At 47.6% G+C, this 19647-nt stretch carries 16 protein-coding genes; 9 read left to right on the top strand and 7 right to left on the bottom strand.

Annotation, left to right across the window (positions count from 1 at the left end; translation table 11 throughout):
• The first annotated feature begins 53 nt into the window (after positions 1–53).
• Positions 54–767, top strand: a complete 714-nt coding sequence (locus RQN30_RS06570) for a TetR/AcrR family transcriptional regulator (protein ID WP_353059786.1) — start codon at positions 54–56, stop codon at positions 765–767.
• Positions 768–1356: 589 nt separating this feature from the next.
• Here RQN30_RS06570 and RQN30_RS06575 read toward each other — a convergent pair.
• Positions 1357–4476: a leucine-rich repeat domain-containing protein gene (locus tag RQN30_RS06575; RefSeq protein WP_353059787.1), complete on the bottom strand. Its 3120-nt coding sequence runs from the start codon at positions 4474–4476 to the stop codon at positions 1357–1359.
• A gap of 1303 nt (positions 4477–5779) precedes the next feature.
• Here RQN30_RS06575 and RQN30_RS06580 point away from each other — a divergent pair.
• Genes RQN30_RS06580 through RQN30_RS06615 form a run of 8 tightly spaced genes read left to right on the top strand, consistent with a single transcriptional unit; the run spans position 5780 to position 13273 of the window.
• Positions 5780–6820: an alpha-amylase family glycosyl hydrolase gene (locus RQN30_RS06580; protein WP_353059788.1), complete on the top strand. Its 1041-nt coding sequence runs from the start codon at positions 5780–5782 to the stop codon at positions 6818–6820.
• Positions 6783–7703 (top strand): alpha-amylase family glycosyl hydrolase, encoded by a 921-nt coding sequence (locus RQN30_RS06585; protein WP_353059789.1) that lies wholly within the window; start codon positions 6783–6785, stop codon positions 7701–7703. Before RQN30_RS06580 ends, RQN30_RS06585 begins: the two co-directional genes overlap by 38 nt.
• Before the next feature lie 50 nt (positions 7704–7753).
• On the top strand, positions 7754–8491 hold the full coding sequence (locus tag RQN30_RS06590) for an extracellular solute-binding protein (protein ID WP_353059790.1): 738 nt from the start codon (positions 7754–7756) through the stop codon (positions 8489–8491).
• Between the two features lie 11 nt (positions 8492–8502).
• A complete protein-coding gene (locus tag RQN30_RS06595) occupies positions 8503–9030 on the top strand; it encodes an extracellular solute-binding protein (protein WP_353061793.1) in 528 nt (175 codons plus the stop codon).
• A 4-nt stretch (positions 9031–9034) separates the two neighbouring features.
• The gene (locus RQN30_RS06600; RefSeq protein WP_353059791.1) at positions 9035–9943 is read left to right on the top strand and encodes a carbohydrate ABC transporter permease; all 909 of its coding nucleotides are present in this window, start codon (positions 9035–9037) and stop codon (positions 9941–9943) included.
• Positions 9940–10764 carry a carbohydrate ABC transporter permease gene (locus RQN30_RS06605; RefSeq protein WP_353059792.1) on the top strand — a complete coding sequence of 275 codons (825 nt, stop codon included), beginning with the start codon at positions 9940–9942 and terminating at the stop codon, positions 10762–10764. Before RQN30_RS06600 ends, RQN30_RS06605 begins: the two co-directional genes overlap by 4 nt.
• Before the next feature lie 38 nt (positions 10765–10802).
• Positions 10803–12179: a glycoside hydrolase family 13 protein gene (locus RQN30_RS06610; protein WP_353059793.1), complete on the top strand. Its 1377-nt coding sequence runs from the start codon at positions 10803–10805 to the stop codon at positions 12177–12179.
• 59 nt (positions 12180–12238) lie between these two features.
• Positions 12239–13273 carry a LacI family DNA-binding transcriptional regulator gene (locus RQN30_RS06615; protein WP_353061794.1) on the top strand — a complete coding sequence of 345 codons (1035 nt, stop codon included), beginning with the start codon at positions 12239–12241 and terminating at the stop codon, positions 13271–13273.
• 668 nt (positions 13274–13941) lie between these two features.
• Here the strand turns inward: RQN30_RS06615 and RQN30_RS06620 are convergent.
• The 6 genes from RQN30_RS06620 to RQN30_RS06645 all read right to left on the bottom strand — a co-directional run bounded on the left by RQN30_RS06620 (position 13942) and on the right by RQN30_RS06645 (position 19632).
• Positions 13942–15192 carry an ATP-binding protein gene (locus RQN30_RS06620; protein ID WP_353059794.1) on the bottom strand — a complete coding sequence of 417 codons (1251 nt, stop codon included), beginning with the start codon at positions 15190–15192 and terminating at the stop codon, positions 13942–13944.
• A gap of 705 nt (positions 15193–15897) precedes the next feature.
• A complete protein-coding gene (locus tag RQN30_RS06625) occupies positions 15898–16893 on the bottom strand; it encodes a LacI family DNA-binding transcriptional regulator (RefSeq protein WP_353059795.1) in 996 nt (331 codons plus the stop codon).
• The gene (locus RQN30_RS06630) at positions 16815–16988 is read right to left on the bottom strand and encodes a LacI family DNA-binding transcriptional regulator (protein WP_353061795.1); all 174 of its coding nucleotides are present in this window, start codon (positions 16986–16988) and stop codon (positions 16815–16817) included. Before RQN30_RS06630 ends, RQN30_RS06625 begins: the two co-directional genes overlap by 79 nt.
• 202 nt (positions 16989–17190) lie before the next feature.
• Positions 17191–18012 carry a glycerophosphodiester phosphodiesterase family protein gene (locus tag RQN30_RS06635; protein WP_353061796.1) on the bottom strand — a complete coding sequence of 274 codons (822 nt, stop codon included), beginning with the start codon at positions 18010–18012 and terminating at the stop codon, positions 17191–17193.
• A gap of 85 nt (positions 18013–18097) precedes the next feature.
• Complete coding sequence (locus RQN30_RS06640) at positions 18098–19282, bottom strand: ABC transporter permease subunit (protein WP_353059796.1); 1185 nt, start codon at positions 19280–19282, stop codon at positions 18098–18100.
• Between the two features lie 8 nt (positions 19283–19290).
• Positions 19291–19632: a hypothetical protein gene (locus tag RQN30_RS06645; protein WP_353059797.1), complete on the bottom strand. Its 342-nt coding sequence runs from the start codon at positions 19630–19632 to the stop codon at positions 19291–19293.
• Between the last annotated feature and the right edge of the window lie 15 nt (positions 19633–19647).

Here is a 19647-nt window from a genome sequence, read left to right on the forward strand (position 1 = left end):
TGGTAGTGTAGAATATTGTTCTAATTAGGTCAAGAATGAGCTGGAGTAAACACATGGCAATATCGCCGACCGGCCGCAGAGCCGGGCTATCAAAACAGTTTATTATCGGCAAGGCCGTCAGTCTGTCTGAACAAATGGGTATAGACGGCTGGACGATGCGCGATATCTCTAAAGAACTCAACGTCGTCCCCTCAGTGCTTTACCACTACTTTCCAAATAAAGAATCCCTCTGCAGCTCTGTCGTAGAGCAAGTGTGCGCCGACATAACACTGCCAGATGAGAATCTTGACTGGAAAGCGTGGTTCACCGCAATGGCCCATGCCGTCCGGCCTGTACTGCTGCGCTATCACGGGATTACAGACCGGTTTGCGCGCGGCAAATTCACTGAGAAATTCCTGCCCAGTCTCGACATCGCCTACCGAAAACTAATGGAAGCAGGATTTGGAGACAAAACCGCCCTTGCCTATATGATTATTTCCAATTCAGTGATACACACAATCGGAGCACGCAATCTGCGCTCATCTCACCAAATCGGGGAACGGCACGATTTGAACACTATGATTGGACGTTTTAAGCCAATGATGGAAAAATCGCCCGGCCTGCGCGCAATGGTAGACACCTATATTAAACCGCTTTCAACTCCGGAACGGGAAGACGAATTATCAGCGGAATACTACGGTCTTATCGTCGCCACAGTACTGGAAGGTGTTGAACGCGTCCTCTTACCGCAAGCAAACCCGCAATCCAGCAACTCCCAAACCGCTTAAATCACTTCCAGTTTGCAGGAATTACGCCGTTACTAATATAATCTCACGGATATTTTGCCGCCAGTTACATAAGCCCGGATTGATTTCGCCGCCAGTTACATAAACCCGGATTGATTTTACCGCCAGTTGCGTTAGCCAAAGCAGATTCTGCACCAGTTACGCAGGCGCATGCTTATCTCAATGCCGACGGATACACTCCCTCAGCCCGAAAACGTACAGCACTCTTTTTGGTCGGGTTCAGTTTGGCCGGTTCCAAGCGGTGTTTTTGCACAACGGTCAAGCTTGATCTATGCAAAAGCATCACTTTCCACCCGAACAACCACCGACTTTTTTATCCCACTAAGCCAAACAAAAACACGAAAAGCCGTCAAAGCTGATTTGCCGCCAGTTACGTATGCTCGCGGAGATTATGCCGCCAGTTACGTATGCTCGCGGAGATTATGCCGCCACTTACATGGACTTATAAGCATTTCGCCGCTACTTACGCAACCTCGCAAAAACCCTCCGATTTTCACGCACAAAAGCGGCGGAATATCGCAAGTGCAATACTCCGCCGCTTCATTACACCAAAGTGTTCACTTATGCGAACTTATACGAACTGATGCGAACTGCGCTTACGCAAGAAGATTCCGCCGCCAATCGCAGCAAACATTGCAGCTGCAAGTCCAACTACACCGGCGCCAGTAGCGGCGAGACCAGATGCAGCATTCTCACTCTCAGTTTTCAGCGGCTGCTTTTCGTTTAACTTCGAATCTGCTTTCACTTTCTCTTCGGTTTTGAATGCTTTCTCCAGTTCATCCTTTTCCTTCGGAACACCAGAATCTGCAGCCATCTTGACGCCGAGTACGTCACCAAGCTTGCGGACAGCTGGAATCTTTGCCAGCACCACCCCGCCGCGGCCCGTCGGACCACCCGCACGATCCGCACCGGCAACCATTAAATTCCCGCGGAACTCATTAAACCCATTCACTACACCAACCGCACGGCCCAAACGATCCTTTGAACCGTTCAATTCAACCGCATAAGCCGGGTCAATCTTGGCCAAATCCACCACGCCGCCAAGCTGATTACCGTCGGCAGCTGCAGCGAACTTGCGCGGATTATCTATCGAACCAGTCAAAATAGAAGTGTCAAAAGCAGTGACACGGGCAGATTCAGAACTGCCGAGCACAATTGTGCCGGTATACCTGTCGGCAGCCGGCACAGCCGCCATACCATAGCCAAGATAACCAGCACTGCGTGAATCAATAATCCACCAACCACGGCTGCCCACCGAATCGGTTACCGGGAAAATATCGGCAGGATTAATTTTCACAGTCTCATTCCGGGGCGCACCCAACACTACTGCCACAGCCCCATTACCCTTAACAGGATCTGCAGCAATCATCATGTCCGCATAGCCATCCTTGTTCAGATCACCGGCTGCCGCCACCGAAATACCCAGCCGATCCGCTCCGCGCAACGGACCGTAAATCGCATAACCGTCGAACTTTCCGGCCACATTTACTACGCCCCGGGACTTACCCGACACTACCCAGGCCATACCGGATTTCGGCGCATTCGCACCCGGTACGCTGGCATAATAGCCGCCCACCAAAAGGTCATCAAAACCGTCGCCATCAACGTCTCCCGCCCCGGCCACATTGAAAACCGGCAGATCTTTACCGCCCTGCACCCGCAGCAGCACACCAGTATCGTCAGCTAAAGATACGGTTCCCGACGCCGATCTTCCAGCAAGCACAGTAATCTCGCCTTTCTTATCCGGACCGCCCGCCTGAGATGCGACTGCAATATCAGCCTTGCCATCCTGATTCAAATCTCCAGCGCCGGTGACAATCCAGCCGGCACCCAGCTTCGGAGCGCCCGCAATCTCAATCCCCTTACCGCCCAGCTTATCCAAATGAATCGGAGCACGATCATCGGTGCCAAACACCACATACCCGCGATCAGCCTTGTGTGCTGAAATACCGATATCAGCTTTGCCGTCGCCATTTACATCGCCAACACAGTTAACATTAAATCCGGCCAAAGAAGCCGCTTTCGGACCGTAAATCTTGAGCACCCCATTATCCGGCGCATCCAAGTCGCCCGGTTTGGAACCATTCGGCACTACGTACGCCGCACCCAACATTCCGATACCTTTTTCCTGCTCCTGATGCGCCCAAGCACCAATAACCAAATCAGGCTGGGAATCGCCGGTGAAATCACACGCCTGCTGAGCTACCGATGAACCGGCAGCAGCACCCGGCGCACCAAAATACTGAGTCAGCGCACCCGGAATCAGAGCCGGAGCCGGCACAGTATTTACCGGCGGAAGCGGCTTACGCTCAGAATCAGGCTGCTTAGGCTGTTTAGGCTGCTCGGTTTCCGAATCACCCGACTTCCCAGGCTCATCACCCGACTTTCCCGGCTCGTCAACCCGCTTTCCAGGTTCACTGCCCGGATTCTCCGGCTTATCACCCGGCTTTCCCGGCTTATCACCCGGCTCCGCAGCATCCGGCTTTCCCGGATCTTTCTTCGGCGCAGTGTTAATCTTAATCAAGCCGCGCGGTTCGAGACTGGAGTATCCTTTCGGCACGTCCACGAACTTCAGATTCGAAAGCACACCAGGATCTGCAGGATTTTCTGAAACATCCAACCGGTAGAGCTTACTCAAACCAGCCAGCGGGGAAAGATCAGTAATCTTATTCTCACGAACCGAAACTGATCCAAGCTCAGCCAAATTAGCTGCTTCAGATATCGATGTAAGCTTGTTCGCACCCACTTCAAGAACATGCAAACCTGCCAGTTTCTCGATTCCCGCAAGAGAGGTCAGCTTATTATGATGTGCTTTGAGTGTGTGAAGCTTAGTGAGCCCGGCAAGCGAAGCGAGCTTTTCAACCCTGTTCTGCGCCGCATTCAACTCAGTAAGCTGCGAGTATTTCGTTACCGGAGTCAAGTCTGTAATCTCATTTTTCAGCACAGACAGCTCGGCGAGCTTCGGAAAATCGCCTAAGGTATCGAGCGCGGAGATACCGTTATCATACAAGTAAAGCTTCTCAAGGTTGGGAAGTTCTTTGAGCGAACTGAAATCTTTCAGACCAGTACGATCCAGACGCAACTCCTTGAGATTCGTCAAGTTATTCAGCGGGCTCAAATCAGTAATTTCGTTCTGCGTCAGATTAAGACTAACCAGCTTCTTTGCAGATTCAAGACCAGTCAAATCTTTCACGCCCATCCCAGTGCAATTCAATGCGGTGAGACTCCCGACGTTCTCCGCCGTCGGCACAGCATTACCGCTCAGACGCGGTTTGGCGTTCAAACGAACGCAAGCACGCAGCTTGGAATCCTTAATCGGAGACTGTGTCTGATCTTGTCCCGCAGCAGAGGGAGCCGGGAACGGCTGCAAATCCCCATCCGCCGCTGCAGCGTGAGCAGCTTCTTCCCGCGGCTGAACCTCGGGAGAATTTAACTCTTCTCCATCCCCCTCGGGATTGGCCGGTGCGGCAGGCCCGTCCTTTTCGGTCTCATCCGCTTCCGGAGTGTTCACCCCTGAATGATGGGAGGGAAATTCCTCGAACATCTCCTTAAAATCTTCATTAACGTAATCACTCGAGCTAAGCTGAGCGACAGCAATCGGGACACCCGCCCCGACAGCCGCCGCACCGACGACGGCAAGCATCGCAATGCGCGCAGTATGCCTGCGCGTACGCTCTGGCTGATTTTTCATTGTTCTCCTTGTAAAATGGGGAACGGCCTTGCGGCTTGTTCCAGGTATCATGTGCGAACAAAACGCAGGTTCGCCTGCGGCATTGCCGTCGGCCAGGTGGGAGTTCAGGTGCGAACTGGACTCCCGCCTCCTGTTATTCGTCTCGGCTCGCCAAAACAAATAACTTAGGCAACCCTAAGTTTCATTCAAGTAGAGCATAACGGTTTCTCGCAAATTTTCATATCCGCTTTGCAAAATGTCGCTAACACAACCCATCGCCGAAGAACATCAGCACGACGGCGCTTCATTCAGTACACTTAAAGCACAAATGGCGAAAAAGAGCCCCAAAGTCAGCAATAATCCAACATTCGCAGCTGCAAAACACAAAACCAGAGAATTATTACAACGGCAGATAAAGCATCAAATAAAGCGATAAAATCTTCAGGTGTCGCACGAATGCCGGGAAAACACGATTCATATGCCGCATTCCGCAGCGCGCCGCGCCCGGCGCAAGCGCTATGTGCAGTTACCGAAAAGTTCCGCTATCGTAAAGTTCCGCTATCGAAAACGACGGATTGAATTTCGTCACGGCAGCAAAAGATTCAAAAACCGATACTAACACTGCTGCAGTATCTACGGCACGAACAGCACACACGGCACCGCACGCCATTCACAGCACACGTAGCACCATGAAACCAGCAAATTCTTACAGCACAGCAATTGCCGCCGCCAGTTCAGCGGTCACCACTGCGCCGATTGGGTCTGCCGCGCCCCGCGGTGAGAGCTGCTAGACTTCAACCAGCATTAGTACTTCACTGAAAGATCCAAACAAGCCCAGCAAGCCGAAAATGCGCAGTGTCTTTTTAGTTGGATTCAGTTTAGCCGAGTCTAATTTACCCAGGTTCAAGCGGTGTTTTTGCACAGCGGTCAGGCTTGATCTATACAAAACACCGCTTTCCGCCCAAACAACCACCAGCCTTTTATTCCACTAAGCCAAACAAAAATACGAAAAGCCGCCAAAGCCGATCCCGCACCAGTTACGTGCAATCGCGAGGACTTTGCCGTCAGTTACGTTGCTTCGTGTCTGTTCCACTATCGTCTGGCGTATTCTCGCAGCTTGAACAACCCACCCGCACCGCACAACTGACAGCAGAATCATTTTCAGCACAGTTTTCAGCTGCCGCTAACACTCGGATAATACCAACCGCAATAGACAGATAGTAGTAGATAGATAATAGATAGATTTGTAAATGAGTTTTTCCTTGACACCACATATTGGAACGATTTAGTATTTATATAACTTAGTTTCGATTGGAGAACAACGATGTTCAGACAAAGTACAAAAAATAACCTCGCCAAAGTTGATTCGATTCGCCGGAAAATGCTAGCGGCAACCGCTTCTGCGATGCTATTTTTCGCCGGCCTTACAGCTATTAATAGTCCATCCGCCCAAGCAAACCTCACTGATTCGCCATCCCTAGGTCCGCTAACAACTGATTCGCCATCTCCAGGTCCGCTAACAGAGGGAGATGTGATTTATCAGGTGCTGGTTGACCGTTTTTCAGACGGAGACTCACGCAATAACGATCTAAACGACGGATCGTATCGCCCAGACGATCTAGGCTTCTATCATGGCGGAGATTGGAAAGGACTCACCAATAAACTTGACTATATCGCCAACCTTGGCGTAACAGCTATTTGGATTTCTCCAGTTTCCGAGCAGGAACCAATTTCTAAAGACGGAAACGAAGGGTCGTATCACGGTTTCTTCACAAAAGATTACGCTACACCTAATAAACATTTTGGAAGCCGAGAAGAGCTGCAAGAACTTATTGATTCTGCCCATGCAAAAGGTCTGAAAATGATTTTGGATGTAGTACCAAATCATACAGCAGATTATCTTGACGCATTAGGAACCTCATACCCGAGTGATAACTACCAACCCAGCGCACCTCTCAATAATGCTTCATATTACCATCACGTTGGCGATTGCCTGTTTAACGGTTCCGAATCGCAAACACAGATTGAAAATTGCGATTTAGGCGGACTCGACGATCTTGATCAGTCAAATCCAGCAGTGTCGGATTATCTTATCAAAACCTATAAAGACTGGATTACGATGGGTTTCGACGGCATTCGAGTAGATGCTGCACGTTCCGTCCCCAAGCCTTGGCTGAAGTATTTTGAAGAGCAGATGGGCGTACCAACATTTGGAGAAATATTTGTTGGCGATATTGACTACGTTTCAGAATATCAGGATTACGAATGGGGAGTGTTGGACTTCCCTACTTTTTCACCGTGCGAGAAGCTTTTCAGCAGACACCGACATGCATCGCATCTCGGAACTTTTTGCGCAAGACGTTAAGTATCAGAATCCTAACCGTCTAGAAACTTTCCTTGACAATCATGACCGAGCCAGATTCTTAACCTGGGCAAATGACGATTACCAGAGACTGAGGTCTGCATTGACGTTTTTGCTCACTTCGCGCGGAGTTCCAGTAATTTATTACGGAACCGAACAAGCAGATGACGGCAACGGTAATGGGAATGAAGTGCCGATTGCAAACAAAGACAATCGCAAGGACATGGTTTCTTTTAATGAAAATGCACCGATTTATCAGCATATTAAACGGCTAACTGCGATTAAGGCTGCATTGCCGGCACTTCAGACAGGGACCCAAAGAGAAATGTGGGTTGACAAGAATGTGTATGCTTTCTCGCGTCGAATTGACACCACCAAGCAGGAAGCAATAACTATCTCTTCAAATAGCTTTGATACTCAAACGCGAACCATCCCTCTTCGCCAGGAAAGTACAATCCCGGTAGGAACGGTTTTGATTAACCAGCTGGACACCAATCAACGAATAACTGTTGAAGCTGGCGGAATTACAGGAAAGCAAATCACCGTCACTCTTGGCGAACACGAAAGCATCGTGCTGGCGCCGGAAAAATCTGCAGGCGATTACACACCAGCTGAACGCAATATAACCAAAATCCGTGTGCATACGAATGCGGGCTGGGGAAAATCTGTTACCGTTCGCGGCAGCGAATATCCGCTATCTTGGAATTCTGGAAGAGCAGCGCGAAATGTGAGCGACGACGTGTGGGAGTACTCTATGGAGCGCATTCCTGAAGGTGACGCATTTGAATTCAAAGTACTAATTAATGACCAGCAATGGTCTACAGGTGCAAACTATGTTGGGCAAGGAGGAAAAACTATAGAGGTGTATCCAAAGTTCGCGAAGTAAGCAATCTTTATTCTCGACACATTAACGAAAATTAGAAAAGGAAACTTGAGATGTTTAGACAAGCATGCAAAGGGGCAGCGGTCGTTTCTCTCGCACTTGTGGGACTAACAGCGTGCGGCAGCAGCTCTGAATCTAGCGAAGGGGCATCAGGCAGCCCTGTTGAAATATCAGTGTGGCATTACTGGGATGGGGTCAATGCAGACACTTTCGATAACATGATAAATGACTTTAATAAGAGTCACGCCAACATTAAAGTAACTACAACTTCAGTGCCTAACGCTGATTATTTAACGAAACTACGAGCTTCGGCTACATCAAAAACTCTGCCAGATATCTCGATTGGAGATTTAGTTTGGGTACCGCAAATTGCGCAAATGGGAGCATCTGCCAATTTGTCTCAGGTACTTCGTCCCGAGCTGCTTGATGACATTAATCCCGCTCTGGCATCATTCGGTTCTATCGACGGGAAGCAGGTGTCAGTTCCTGTTTCTGCAAACAATATTGCCTACATGTATAACCGCACGTTATTCAAAGAAGCTGGGCTTAACCCAGACACACCTCCTAAAACTTGGGAAGAGTTGAAGAAAGCCGGAAAAGCAATTCTTGAGAAAACTGGAAAACCGGGATACGATCTCCTCACCGAAGCTGGAGATAACGGCGAGGGTCTTACATGGAATTTCCAAGTAAATTTGTGGCAAGCGGGAGGAGAATTCCTAAATAAAGACAATTCAGCTGCCGCATTTAACACTCCAGAAGGTAAAAAGCTGCCCAATTCTGGGTTGATTTAATCCAATCAGGGATAAGCCCGTATGCTTCATGGGGAGAATTTGAAAAAGGCCAGGGCGGATCAGCTCAAGAGGGCTCTTGGATGGTCGGGATTTGGGCAGCCGATCCGCCGTTTGAGTTTGATGCAGCACAACTTCCAGTTCCCGACGGCGGTAAGCAGGCCACAAATCTTGGCGGAGAACACGCTGTCGTATTCGATAATTCATCGGAGAAAGTGAAAGCTGCAGGTGAATTTATCTCTTGGTTCCTCGAAGATAATCAAGTTATTAAATGGAACCAAACAACAGGGTTCATTCCAGTGAAAACCTCTACAGCGAAAAGCGCCGAATATCTGGCGTGGGTTAAAGAAAATGAGCCCCGCCTGATGCCGTATGTGGAACAAATGGAATTTGCTCATGCACGCCCAAATACTCCGCTTTATCCGCAGATTTCATTTGCGTTTGCTCAGGAAATGGAGAAAGCGTTTGCGGGTGAAGTGAGCGTAGACGACGCACTGTCTAACGCAGAAAAAGCCGTCAACGAGATTCTCACAGAAAGTTAAGACCGTGGCACAGAGGGCGCTGAAGAAGTCTAAATCCCGATACAGCAGAGAGCAGGTCGTAACTGCATATGCAGTATTGCTGCCGGCTATCATAATCCTGGGCGTGTTCGTTTTCTATCCGATTATCTCAGCTGCATATATAAGTTTGACAAATTGGGACGGTTTCAGCCCTGTTAAAGAATTTATCGGCTTTGATAATTTTACTCGGTTATTGCGTGATGACGAGTTCTGGAATTCTCTTCTCGTTACAGTCCTGTACGCGACCGGGGTTTCAGTGCTCTCTGTGTTCTCTGGCTTGTTGTTTGCTCTCCTGTTGGATGCCCCAATAGGAGGGCGGGGATTCTATCGAACTATCTATTTCCTTCCGGTGGTTACATCTTCTGTAGCTGTAGCTATTGTGTGGAAATATATGCTTGATCCGACGGGGCTAATTAACACTTCGCTCGCCCTCGTCGGGATTGAAGGGCCTGATTGGCTGCAAAATCGATGGTTGGCTTTGATTGCCCTCACGCTACTGACCGTGTGGAAAAACCTTGGTTTCAATATAGTTTTATATCTGACAGCGCTTCAGGCCCTCCCAAGATCCGTGTTCGAAGCTGCCAATCTTGACGGAGCAAGCCGACGGCAGCAAATTCGGCATATTACAATTCCGCTGCTTCGTCCAACAACTTTCTTTGTAGTAATACAAGCATTAATCAACAGTTTTCAAGCCTTTGATTTGGTTTATGTATTCACTGAAGGCGGACCGAGAGGCGGCACAGACGTACTTGGCATGTTTATGTACCGACAAGCATTCCGTTTAGGTGATTTTGGATATGGCACTGCGATTGCTTTGATATCTCTTGTGCTAGTTTTTGCAGTCACCTTTATCCAATGGCGAAGCGGAATGCGAGATAAAGGAGAGCACCGATGAAAACTCAAGACCGTAAATTTACTGCTGCCCGGCACGCCATTCTGATTCTTGGTGCTCTCACGATTCTCGTTCCGTTTATGTGGATGATTACGAAGTCTTTGCAGACTAAAGCTGAGACTTACACCAGCCAGTCAATCATCCCCACATCTTGGAATTGGGAGAACTATCTCCAAGCTTGGCAAGGAGCACCATTCGGACAATACTATTTCAATTCACTTATTATGGCAGCGGGAATTGTCGTAGGACATCTTATTTTTGATTCTTTAGCTGCTTTTGCTTTTTCCCGACTGGAATTTCCAGGAAAGAACACTATTTTTGTATTGCTTTTGACCGCTCTGATGGTGCCCACATTCGTCACAATCATTCCTGCCTATGCGATTGTGGCACAGCTGAAATGGATCGACACATTTGCCGCATTGATTGTGCCGCGTTTGGCCGATGTTTTTGGGATTATTTTACTGAGACAATATTTTTCGTCAATTCCAAAAGATTTGGACGAAGCCGCACGAATTGATGGGTGTTCAAGCTTTGGTATCTACTGGAGAATCATTATTCCGCTTTCCAAGCCTGCCCTGGCAACGTTAGCAATCTTTTCATTCCTATTTGCATGGAACGATTTTTTGTGGCCATTGTTGGTTACTAACTCAGAAGACATGAGAACTATTCAAATCGGACTCAACAGTTTCGTTGGAAGATATGGAACCTCGTGGAACTATCTCATGGCAGGTACTCTCACTGCTACTTTGCCGAGCGTCATGGTGTTTTTGCTGTTCCAAAAGGCGCTCGAAAGAGGAATTGCAAGCACTGGTCTTAAAGATTGATTGTGAAAATTATTCACCTACAAGTAAAGGAACATAAAATGCCGCAGCCAAGCTGGATTGCCGACGCAATCTTCTATCAAATATTTCCCGATCGTTTTGCCAACAACGATCCGAGTGTTAATCCGCCGCAAGTGGAACCATGGAATTCCATTCCGACACCTAATAACTTTCTGGGCGGCGACATCCGGGGAATTATTAATCATTTGCCGTACCTCTCCGATTTAGGCATTAACGCTATCTATCTCAATCCTATTTTTGCCGCGGATACTAACCACAGGTACGACGCAAATGATTATTTTAAAATTGATCCGCATCTCGGTTCAGAGCAAGATTTTGATGAGCTGATTAAAGCTGCTCACGCATTGGAGATGCGTATCATCCTTGACGGTGTGTTTAATCATTGCGGAAATGGTCATTATGCATTCCGTGATGTGATGGCGAACGGAGATCAGTCCGCATACGTGAACTGGTTTTTCATTGAAGATTTTCCTGTGCGGTCAGATTCCGCAGAGTTTAACTACAAGACGTGCACTGACTGCTACTATCTTCCGAAATGGAACGTCTACAACCCTGAAGTCAAAAAACATCACTTTGATGTCGCAAGGCACTGGCTTGATAAGGGAATCGACGGCTGGCGTCTGGACGTGCCCTATTTCGTAAATAAAAGATTCTGGCACGAGTTTAATCAAGTCGTAAAGTCATATGGCGACGATAAATATCTCGTGGCAGAAGATTGGAGAAATCCAAATCATTGGCTCAAAGACGGCCTAATGGATGGGGTAATGAATTATACACTCCGCGATTTAGTTTTAGCTTTTACAGCAGGCGAATTCGTGGATGCCTACCAGTTTGCCGACGGCATGAATAAATTAACCAACGAGATGCCGCTGGCGCACCGGAAAAGTATGCTCAATCTTATTGGCAGTCACGACACTGAGCGCGTACTGACGCATTTGCGCCACAAAACGGAGAAAGTAATTCAAGCTTTTGCCCTCATGTACGGGGCCGAGGGAGCACCGATGCTTTACTACGGCGACGAAAACGGCATGGCTGGAGATAATGACCCTGGGTGCAGAGCCGGAATGCAGTGGAAACAAAGTGACTGGAACACAAAGATTCATTCATCTGCAGCAGGCCTCATTAAAGCACGAAAGACATCCGAGATTCTCCGAAAAGGAGACCAGAAAATTACTGCACTTGACACAGATACGGTCATGATACAGCGTTGGATGGAAGATCAGGGAGCAGTAACCATAGTACATCGCGGGAAAGGCTGCAATATCGCAACAAATAACATTCCACTTAAATCTCCGAAAGCCATTTTCGGCACTCCGAGCATTATTGGAAATTCCTATCGCTTAGACTCCGAGCATCCACTAATGCTCGAGGGAGAGATTAACTCTGAAATATGGTGAAATAGAAGCTGTCCTACCCTTCTTTCCGAGAGGAATGATAGCGTGCCAAAAGAGTAACAATTAGAGACGTCGCTGAGCGTGCCGGCGTCTCTAAATCTGCTGTATCGTTCGCATTAAACGATCCCGGTAAACTCGCAGAATCCACAGTAACCCAGATTCTGCAGGCTGCTGCCGATTTGGGGTATGTACGCAATTCAGCAGCGAGGTCTATGCGGACAAACGCAACAAATTCTCTTGGCTTGCTGCTCCCGCAAGCGATTGATGAAATTGTGCAGAATCCGTACTATTCATCATTAATGCAGGGCATCGGACAGGTTTGCCAGGCAGAGGGTTATACTCTTCTCTTGGTTCCTCCGTTGCGGGGATCTATGCTGAAAGCAATTCCTACGGCATCCGTCGATGGTTTCATAATTTCCGGTCTTGAAGAAAAGCGCCGCGAGGTGATTGAAATTATAAATAAACATACTCCGATGGTCGTAGTAGATCCCACAACTGATATCGATGTGCCAACGGTAGAAATTGAAGACAATGCCGAGATAGAGCGTCTCGTTGCAAAAATAATTCAGCTTGGGCACCGAAACATCGGCATTGCTGCCATCGAAACTGCAACTCACTCAACATATAAAAATTGGCGGGGTGTTGTTGGCAAGCGAATGGCAGCAATAATGCGGGAGTTTGAATCCGCTGGAATGGACACTGATTCTGAAAATATAACTTTTGTGGAAGTACCAAGCACTTATCAGGGCGGGATTGAAGCTTTCCACGCCTTACGGAAAATACCAGTTCCGCCGACGGTGATTATTTGTTTTTCGGATGTTATTGCACTCGGAGTCTTGGAAGCCGCCCGTATGAGCGGCGTGCAGGTACCCGACGAGCTTTCAGTCACCGGTTATGACGATATCCCAATTTCTTCCATATCCGCCCCGAAGCTATCAACAATTCACCAACCAATCATTTCCAAAGGACGTTTAGCAGCACAGATGCTGATTGATGAAATTCGATCAGCAGGACATGCCGCACCTCACCTTCATCAAAAACTTGCTGCAAGCTTTATTTTTCGAGACTCGCTTGGAATGGCAAGAGATTCCGGGTGAAGAATGAAGCGGTCTGTTAGTCTTTTCGCGGCTGGGCTGAGGCGGGTTTTGTTCCGAAGAGTTTATTTTATTTTTTACACATGTGATTCAGGTGCGATTAGCTGGTAAACATTTTAACTCCTGCAAATGTCTGGTATCCATTTTCCAAGGAACCAATGGAAATAATGAACCAATGGAAATAATGAAAATGCCGCTTCAGGCAACTTGTTCAAACTATCAACTCTTTAGTTTTTATTGTTCGCAGGCTTAGGGTAACGACGGCACTCCCGTCGTTACGCAAAACCATCCATTTTGCCATCAGTTGCGTTAAAAAATACGGATTATGCCACCAGTTACGTATACTCACGCAAACTTTGCCGCCAGTTACGTGTGCCCGTGGGGATTATGCCGTCAGTTACGTAGGCTCATGCCCGTATCGCCGCCGACGGATACAGTCCCGCAACCCGAAAATGTAAAGCGCCTTTTTAGTTGAGTACATTTTAGCCGGGTCCAATTTACCCGGTTCCAATTTAGTTAGAGTCTAATTTACCCAGGTCCAATTTACCCAGGTTCAAGCGGTGTTTTTGCACAGCGGTCAGGCTTGATCTATGCAAAACACCGCACCCCCAAAAAACAAACATCAACCCCATCGCACCAACACAAACAAAATACAAAGCATCCTAAATTCGTTAGGCAAAATTTGGACCAAGAACACTCAAAGGAATTACATGTATTCCGCTTGGCAAGGTAAACACTCCTGTTCCTCCAGTAACAATGGCAAGAAATTCGGGAGGAGTAACCATGCGGCTATCCCGCAGACGTAAAAGGTTTCGCTCAGCAAGCGCAAGAGTTTGCGGAGATTCACCAAGCTTCACTTCAATTCCCGCCCACGCACCTTCAGCAAACTCGATAAGCAAATCTACTTCCAAACCAGAATTATCACGATAACTAAAACACGAAGCGTCGATTTGCTCCGAATAAGTGCGAATATCACGGACGGCCATTGATTCAAAGACTTGTCCAAAATATTCTGGATTATTTGCCAAACTATCATCAGTGACACGCAATGCAGCACACGCTAACGACGGATCACAAAAATGCAGTTTCGCCTGTTTACGCAGGCGAGATTTAGAACGAAGCGAACCATCCCATGCCGAAAGTTCTTCGAAAACAAAAATCCGCGTCAGCGCATCTAAATAAACCCTTACCGTAGCAGCACTAAGCATACCGCCGTCAGCCGAAACATCAGCTGAAAGAGTAGCAGCAGTGGCTTCCGAAGAAATATTTCGCGCGACACTACGCAAAAGGCGGCGAACCCGCTCCGGCGCAAAATCGTTGCCTGCCTGTGCAAGATCAACATGCGCAATATTTTCGAGATAATTCCGCACCCAACGGATATAGCCTGATTGCTGTGTAGATATAAGAACGGGCCAACCGCCGCGAACTGCTTCCGTCGCCAAATCCCGATAGCTAAGCTTTCCCATCCGCGGCGGAAGATTCGTTAATGTCCGCAAGTTTGTAAGCGTAATATTGCCCTCATCTGGATACACTTCACCGAGAGCCATTGGCCGCATCCGGATACGCGAAATTCGCCCAGCTCCCGTGTGGCGAGAAACCTCATCCGAAGGAGAAGCCGACCCAGAAAGAATGAACTGACCTGGGATTCGACGCACGTCTATCTCATGACGCACCTCATTCCATATCTGCGGAACAAGCTGCCACTCATCAATCAAGCGCGGAGTTTCACCCACCAAAGCTGACGCAGGATTCAATTCTGCCAGCTGCTTGTTTTGATTACGGTCCAACCGAAACTGGGAGTGAGAATTTTGAATACCAGTTTCAGTTTTCCCTGAACCGCGCGCTCCCTCTATCAGCACAGCACCCATGGAAGCAAGTTCTTCTTGCACTGTTAAATCAATAGCTCTTTTGCGGTAACTCATACTAACAATAATAGCAGGTCAAGCAAGTTAAATATCACTTTTGCAAGATTTCAACTATCACTTTTGCAATATTCTGACTTTCACTTTCACAATATTTGAACTGCCATTTTGCAAACTTTTCACCATCACTTTTGCAAGATTTCAACTATCACTTTTGCAAAATTTGCATTGCAATCTCTACCGGGCGATAACAGCGAGTTTTATCGGACATAAAAACCGCAAAGAACGCGCACCTTTTTAGCTTCCCCAAATACACCTCAAAGCAAAGCAGCGAAAACAGCGTGCACGAGCCACGCAAGACATATCTCCTCACACAACCGTTAGTAAGAACTCGATTTCATCACGTAACTGATGGCAAAAACTTAATTTCATTAAATAAATTAACGACGGACATGCCAACACCACGTGAGTGATGTAAAAGAAGAAAACTTCCCGCAAATGATGGCAGGAACTTAATTTCTTCACGTAACTGGTGGCGGGAACTTATTTTTATTACGTAAGTGGTGGCAGGAACTTAATTTCTTCACGCAAGTGGTGGCAAGAACTCAGACTGCATTTTTCACCGGCGAAAGTGTTTGCGTTTGCGCTGATCACAGGCTCGCGATAACGACGGCATTTCCGTCGTTAATCAAAACCATCCATTTTGCCACCAGTTACGTTAAAAAATACGAATTATGCCACCACTTACGTGAGCCAGAGCAGATTTCACCACCAGTTACGTAAGTCAAACCCAATCCCGCCGCCGCTTGACCCAATTGACGCCGCTTGACACCAATTAGCACCAATTGGCATTAATCGACACCAATTAGCACTAAACAGTTTCCCTCCCTGCAGCACCCCCGAATAACTGATGCGAATTAAATCTGCCGGATCATGCACTTTTGTAATTACGCGCAGCATTGCCTCTGCAGCAGCAGAACAAACATTTTCGAGGGGCATCCGGACAGTTAGCAAACCCGAAAGTTCACTCGCACGCCCTAATCCGTCGCAGCCGCTCACACCAATATCGCCAGGCACGCGCATCCCAATATTTTTTGCGTCCTGCATAAAATTTAACGCCCGCACATCATTCGGAAACATTACCGCTGTGGCTTTTCTATCTTTCATAAGTTCACGAACTTTTTGCAAAAGCAGTTCCCGGCTGCGAATAATATTATCTTCCGTTATCGGCAGCACTTCAGCACCATGCTCGTGCAGCCGATTAATCATCGTTACCGCACGCAGATGTTCAGTATGCGACCTGGTGTCATCTGTTACAACCACGATTATCCGCCGATGCCCGGCAGCCGCTACCGCATCGGCAAGCATATTTCCATGCGCAATTTCGTTATAGCTAACCGCATGCAAACCGTCAATATCCGTCATCCGGCCAAGCACGATCGTCGGAACCTGCGAAGCAAAAGGTGCGATATCATCACTTTGAATCAGACCGGACGCTACATAAATACCTGCCGGCCGAAGCTGCATTAGGCGCGACATTCGAATTAGTTCGCCGCGGTCATGATAGTAGTCTCCTGCCGACATCGTTACCACGAACAAATTCCGTTTAAAAGATTCCGCGAGAATCTGGTCATACAAATATCCATAAGCGGGATTGCGCGTCTCACGCAAAAGCAATCCGATCATATCCGACGATTTCCGTGCCAGCTGCGTGGCTGCCTCGTTACGCACATATCCAAGCTTTTGCGCACTTGCAAGCACTTTTTGCGCGTAAGCTTATTTACAATATCCGGATTAGAAAAGACGCGAGAGGCAGTTGCCCGTGATACTCCTGCATCCTGGGCAACTGCCTGCATCGTCACATTAAGAGAAACAGGCTTATTCACCGCTTACCACCTAGCTGAAAATTTATAAATTATTTTACCTAGCGTAGCATGGTGATTCTTACAAACCCATCACTAAATAAGATCTGAAGTGCAGCTGTTTACACCCATTCGAATTGCCGTTCCGCAGCTAAAACTGCTTAAATTCAAATTCTCGCGTCAAATCAATATTTAATTACCTGCGCAATGTGTCAAGATACGAGCGCAGCAGCCACGGCCAGTCCGTCTGGATAATATCCGCACCGCGCCTGACCAGCTCACCCCAACTTTCATGCATATCGCCGCGGACCGCAGTGAAATCGTCATATCCGGCGCACAGCTTAACTCCATTCTCAAGATTAATCGCATTTAACCAAACCATAAACCCTTGCGAATGAAGTTTTTCGAGAAAACTCGGACTTATTACAGGATCATGCGGAACGGCAGCAAGAATCTCAAATCCGACCAAATTGATATTATTTCCTTTTGCTGCCGTGATAATCGATTCGATTTCGCCGCTATTCCGCACTACCCCCATGAACGGAAACTTTGTACTGCATGCCGCAGCACTTTCAAGATATTCAGGATCAGCATCAGATTTGATTAAAAGATGCTCCGGGTTCCCCCACCGCGCCAGCTGATCCAAAAATCCGTCTTTCCAGTATCTGTACGATCTATCCACATTAACGAGCACCCCAGACAAGCCGGCAAGCGTTTCTGCGAATTTTTCTACACCGCCGCCGGCTAAACCGTGCGCTTTGTGATAAACGAGATTTTCGATTTCAGCAGAAGTCATCTCGCCGATTCGCCTGGATTCTCCTAAAAGAAACGGCTCATAGGTGTCATGAAAGGTAAAATAGACCCCATCTTTACTGCGTGCAACATCTAACTCCACCATATCGCCGCCGCTTGCAATACTGGCTTTTGCCGCATTTGCAGTATTCGAAAAGATTGTTCCGCCAGCTGTGCCGCGATGAACTGCGATTAACGGAATCCGACTAGAACGCGCCCGCGCGATTGCTTCTTTACCGTTTCAGCCATATTTTAATTCTCTTTCTCCGTAAGTGAATACTTACAATTCCGTCGTTTTCCAATAAATGCTTTTAGTTTTTATGTTCCCCGTAAACAGCCCACAGGATAATGGAACCAATAATCATCAGGATTACCGTGTAAACGAAAATCAGTGCCGTTGAGTCTTTAACCGTATCCCCCTGCGTCACTTGCCGAATTACTACCCCCAGAGGCTGCAGCACCGGATGCGAAAGAAAAGTAGACACATTAAAATCTTCAAGCAGCGAGTTAAAGTTCAGCGCACCGACGGCAAGTGCCGTCGGCAATACCATTGGAACTAGAATCTTTCGCGTGATATAGAAAGTTGAAGCGCCAAGCATTGCCGCCGCCTCTTCAAGACTTTCATGAATACCGGCAAACGATGCTTTCAAAAGCCGGAAGCTAAATGGAATCTTTTCCGCAATATAACCGACCAACAGCAGCACCGTCGTACCAGTAAGCACCAATCCGCCGACAATTGCACGGCTGCGCGAGTACGTAACGATTAAACCAAGCGCAATCAGCACCGACGGCAGCACCCATGGAATATGCAGCAGGTATTCAATAAGTACAGTTATCGGATTACGGAACTTGTTCACGATCCGCGCTGTAAACAGAATCATGATAACGACGATTATTGCCGCAAGCGCACTGTAAATTACTGAAACAATTAACGGCTGCAAACCACTCGCTTCTGTGAGCGCGTAACGATAATTCTCAAAAGTAAACGATTCGGAAGTGATATTAGCGGTCTGAATTGCTTTCGCATCGGTAAAAGAAAAAATCGTAATCATTACCGGCGGAATAATATAGATTAAGAACAGGACGTAAGCTGCTATGTGTACGAGCACATTTGCGATTGGATTTTCAATCTTTTGTTTTTTAATTGCTGAAGGAACTTTGGATACCGAGAAATACTGGCCATTGCGCTGAATCTTGTTCAAAACTGCCACCAAAATCAGCGTTGCCGCACCAAGAAACAGTGCCAGTCCCGCAGCTAAATCGCGAGAACCGGATGTGTTCGCAAAGGTGAGCATCATTGGAGCAACAGTCTGAAATTCTTCACCGCCCAAAATCAGCGGGGCAGTCATTGCCCCCAGCCCGCTAAGGAAAGTGAGAGTGGTGATGGCAAAAATCATCGGTTTAAGAGTCGGAATCACCACCCTGAACAGCGTCTTCCATGCAGACGCTCCCATCATTCGCGCAGCTTCAATGGTTTGATAATCCACTCCCGCCATCGAGTTCCCTAAAAGAGCATATGGTTTCCAGTGGTCGCAAAAGTCATTACAAAGACCACTGCAAGCATTCCTGAGAACCATGCAGCATCCATTCCCGGAAATACTTTCAGCATCAGCTGTGTCAAATAGCCGTTTTGCCCATAAATAAACTTATATCCGGAGACGAGTGTTATCCCGCCGTACACGAGCGATGTGGCATAGCCAATCCACAGAATTTTCGCACCTTTGATTGCAAAATAACGAGTAACTAAAACGATAAAAATCCCTGTTATATTAACTGTCACCGAGAGGACTGCCGCAAGCAGAAAACTGTTTTTGAGCGAATTAATCGCTTTCTCGGATGCAAACAAACGGTTAAATACCCG

The sequence above is a fragment of the Arcanobacterium hippocoleae genome (assembly GCF_040360365.1).
GTDB classification, from domain to species: Bacteria; Actinomycetota; Actinomycetes; order Actinomycetales; family Actinomycetaceae; genus Arcanobacterium_A; species Arcanobacterium_A hippocoleae_A.

Coding starts and splice junctions, on each gene's coding strand:
- RQN30_RS06570 (WP_353059786.1), top strand. CDS start 54: ATGGCAATATCGCCGACCGGCCGCAGAGCCGGGCTATCAAAACAGTTT.
- RQN30_RS06575 (WP_353059787.1), bottom strand. CDS start 4,476: ATGAAAAATCAGCCAGAGCGTACGCGCAGGCATACTGCGCGCATTGCG.
- RQN30_RS06580 (WP_353059788.1), top strand. CDS start 5,780: ATGTTCAGACAAAGTACAAAAAATAACCTCGCCAAAGTTGATTCGATT.
- RQN30_RS06585 (WP_353059789.1), top strand. CDS start 6,783: ATGCATCGCATCTCGGAACTTTTTGCGCAAGACGTTAAGTATCAGAAT.
- RQN30_RS06590 (WP_353059790.1), top strand. CDS start 7,754: ATGTTTAGACAAGCATGCAAAGGGGCAGCGGTCGTTTCTCTCGCACTT.
- RQN30_RS06605 (WP_353059792.1), top strand. CDS start 9,940: ATGAAAACTCAAGACCGTAAATTTACTGCTGCCCGGCACGCCATTCTG.
- RQN30_RS06610 (WP_353059793.1), top strand. CDS start 10,803: ATGCCGCAGCCAAGCTGGATTGCCGACGCAATCTTCTATCAAATATTT.
- RQN30_RS06620 (WP_353059794.1), bottom strand. CDS start 15,192: ATGAGTTACCGCAAAAGAGCTATTGATTTAACAGTGCAAGAAGAACTT.
- RQN30_RS06630 (WP_353061795.1), bottom strand. CDS start 16,988: ATGCAGGCAGTTGCCCAGGATGCAGGAGTATCACGGGCAACTGCCTCT.
- RQN30_RS06640 (WP_353059796.1), bottom strand. CDS start 19,282: ATGGCGGGAGTGGATTATCAAACCATTGAAGCTGCGCGAATGATGGGA.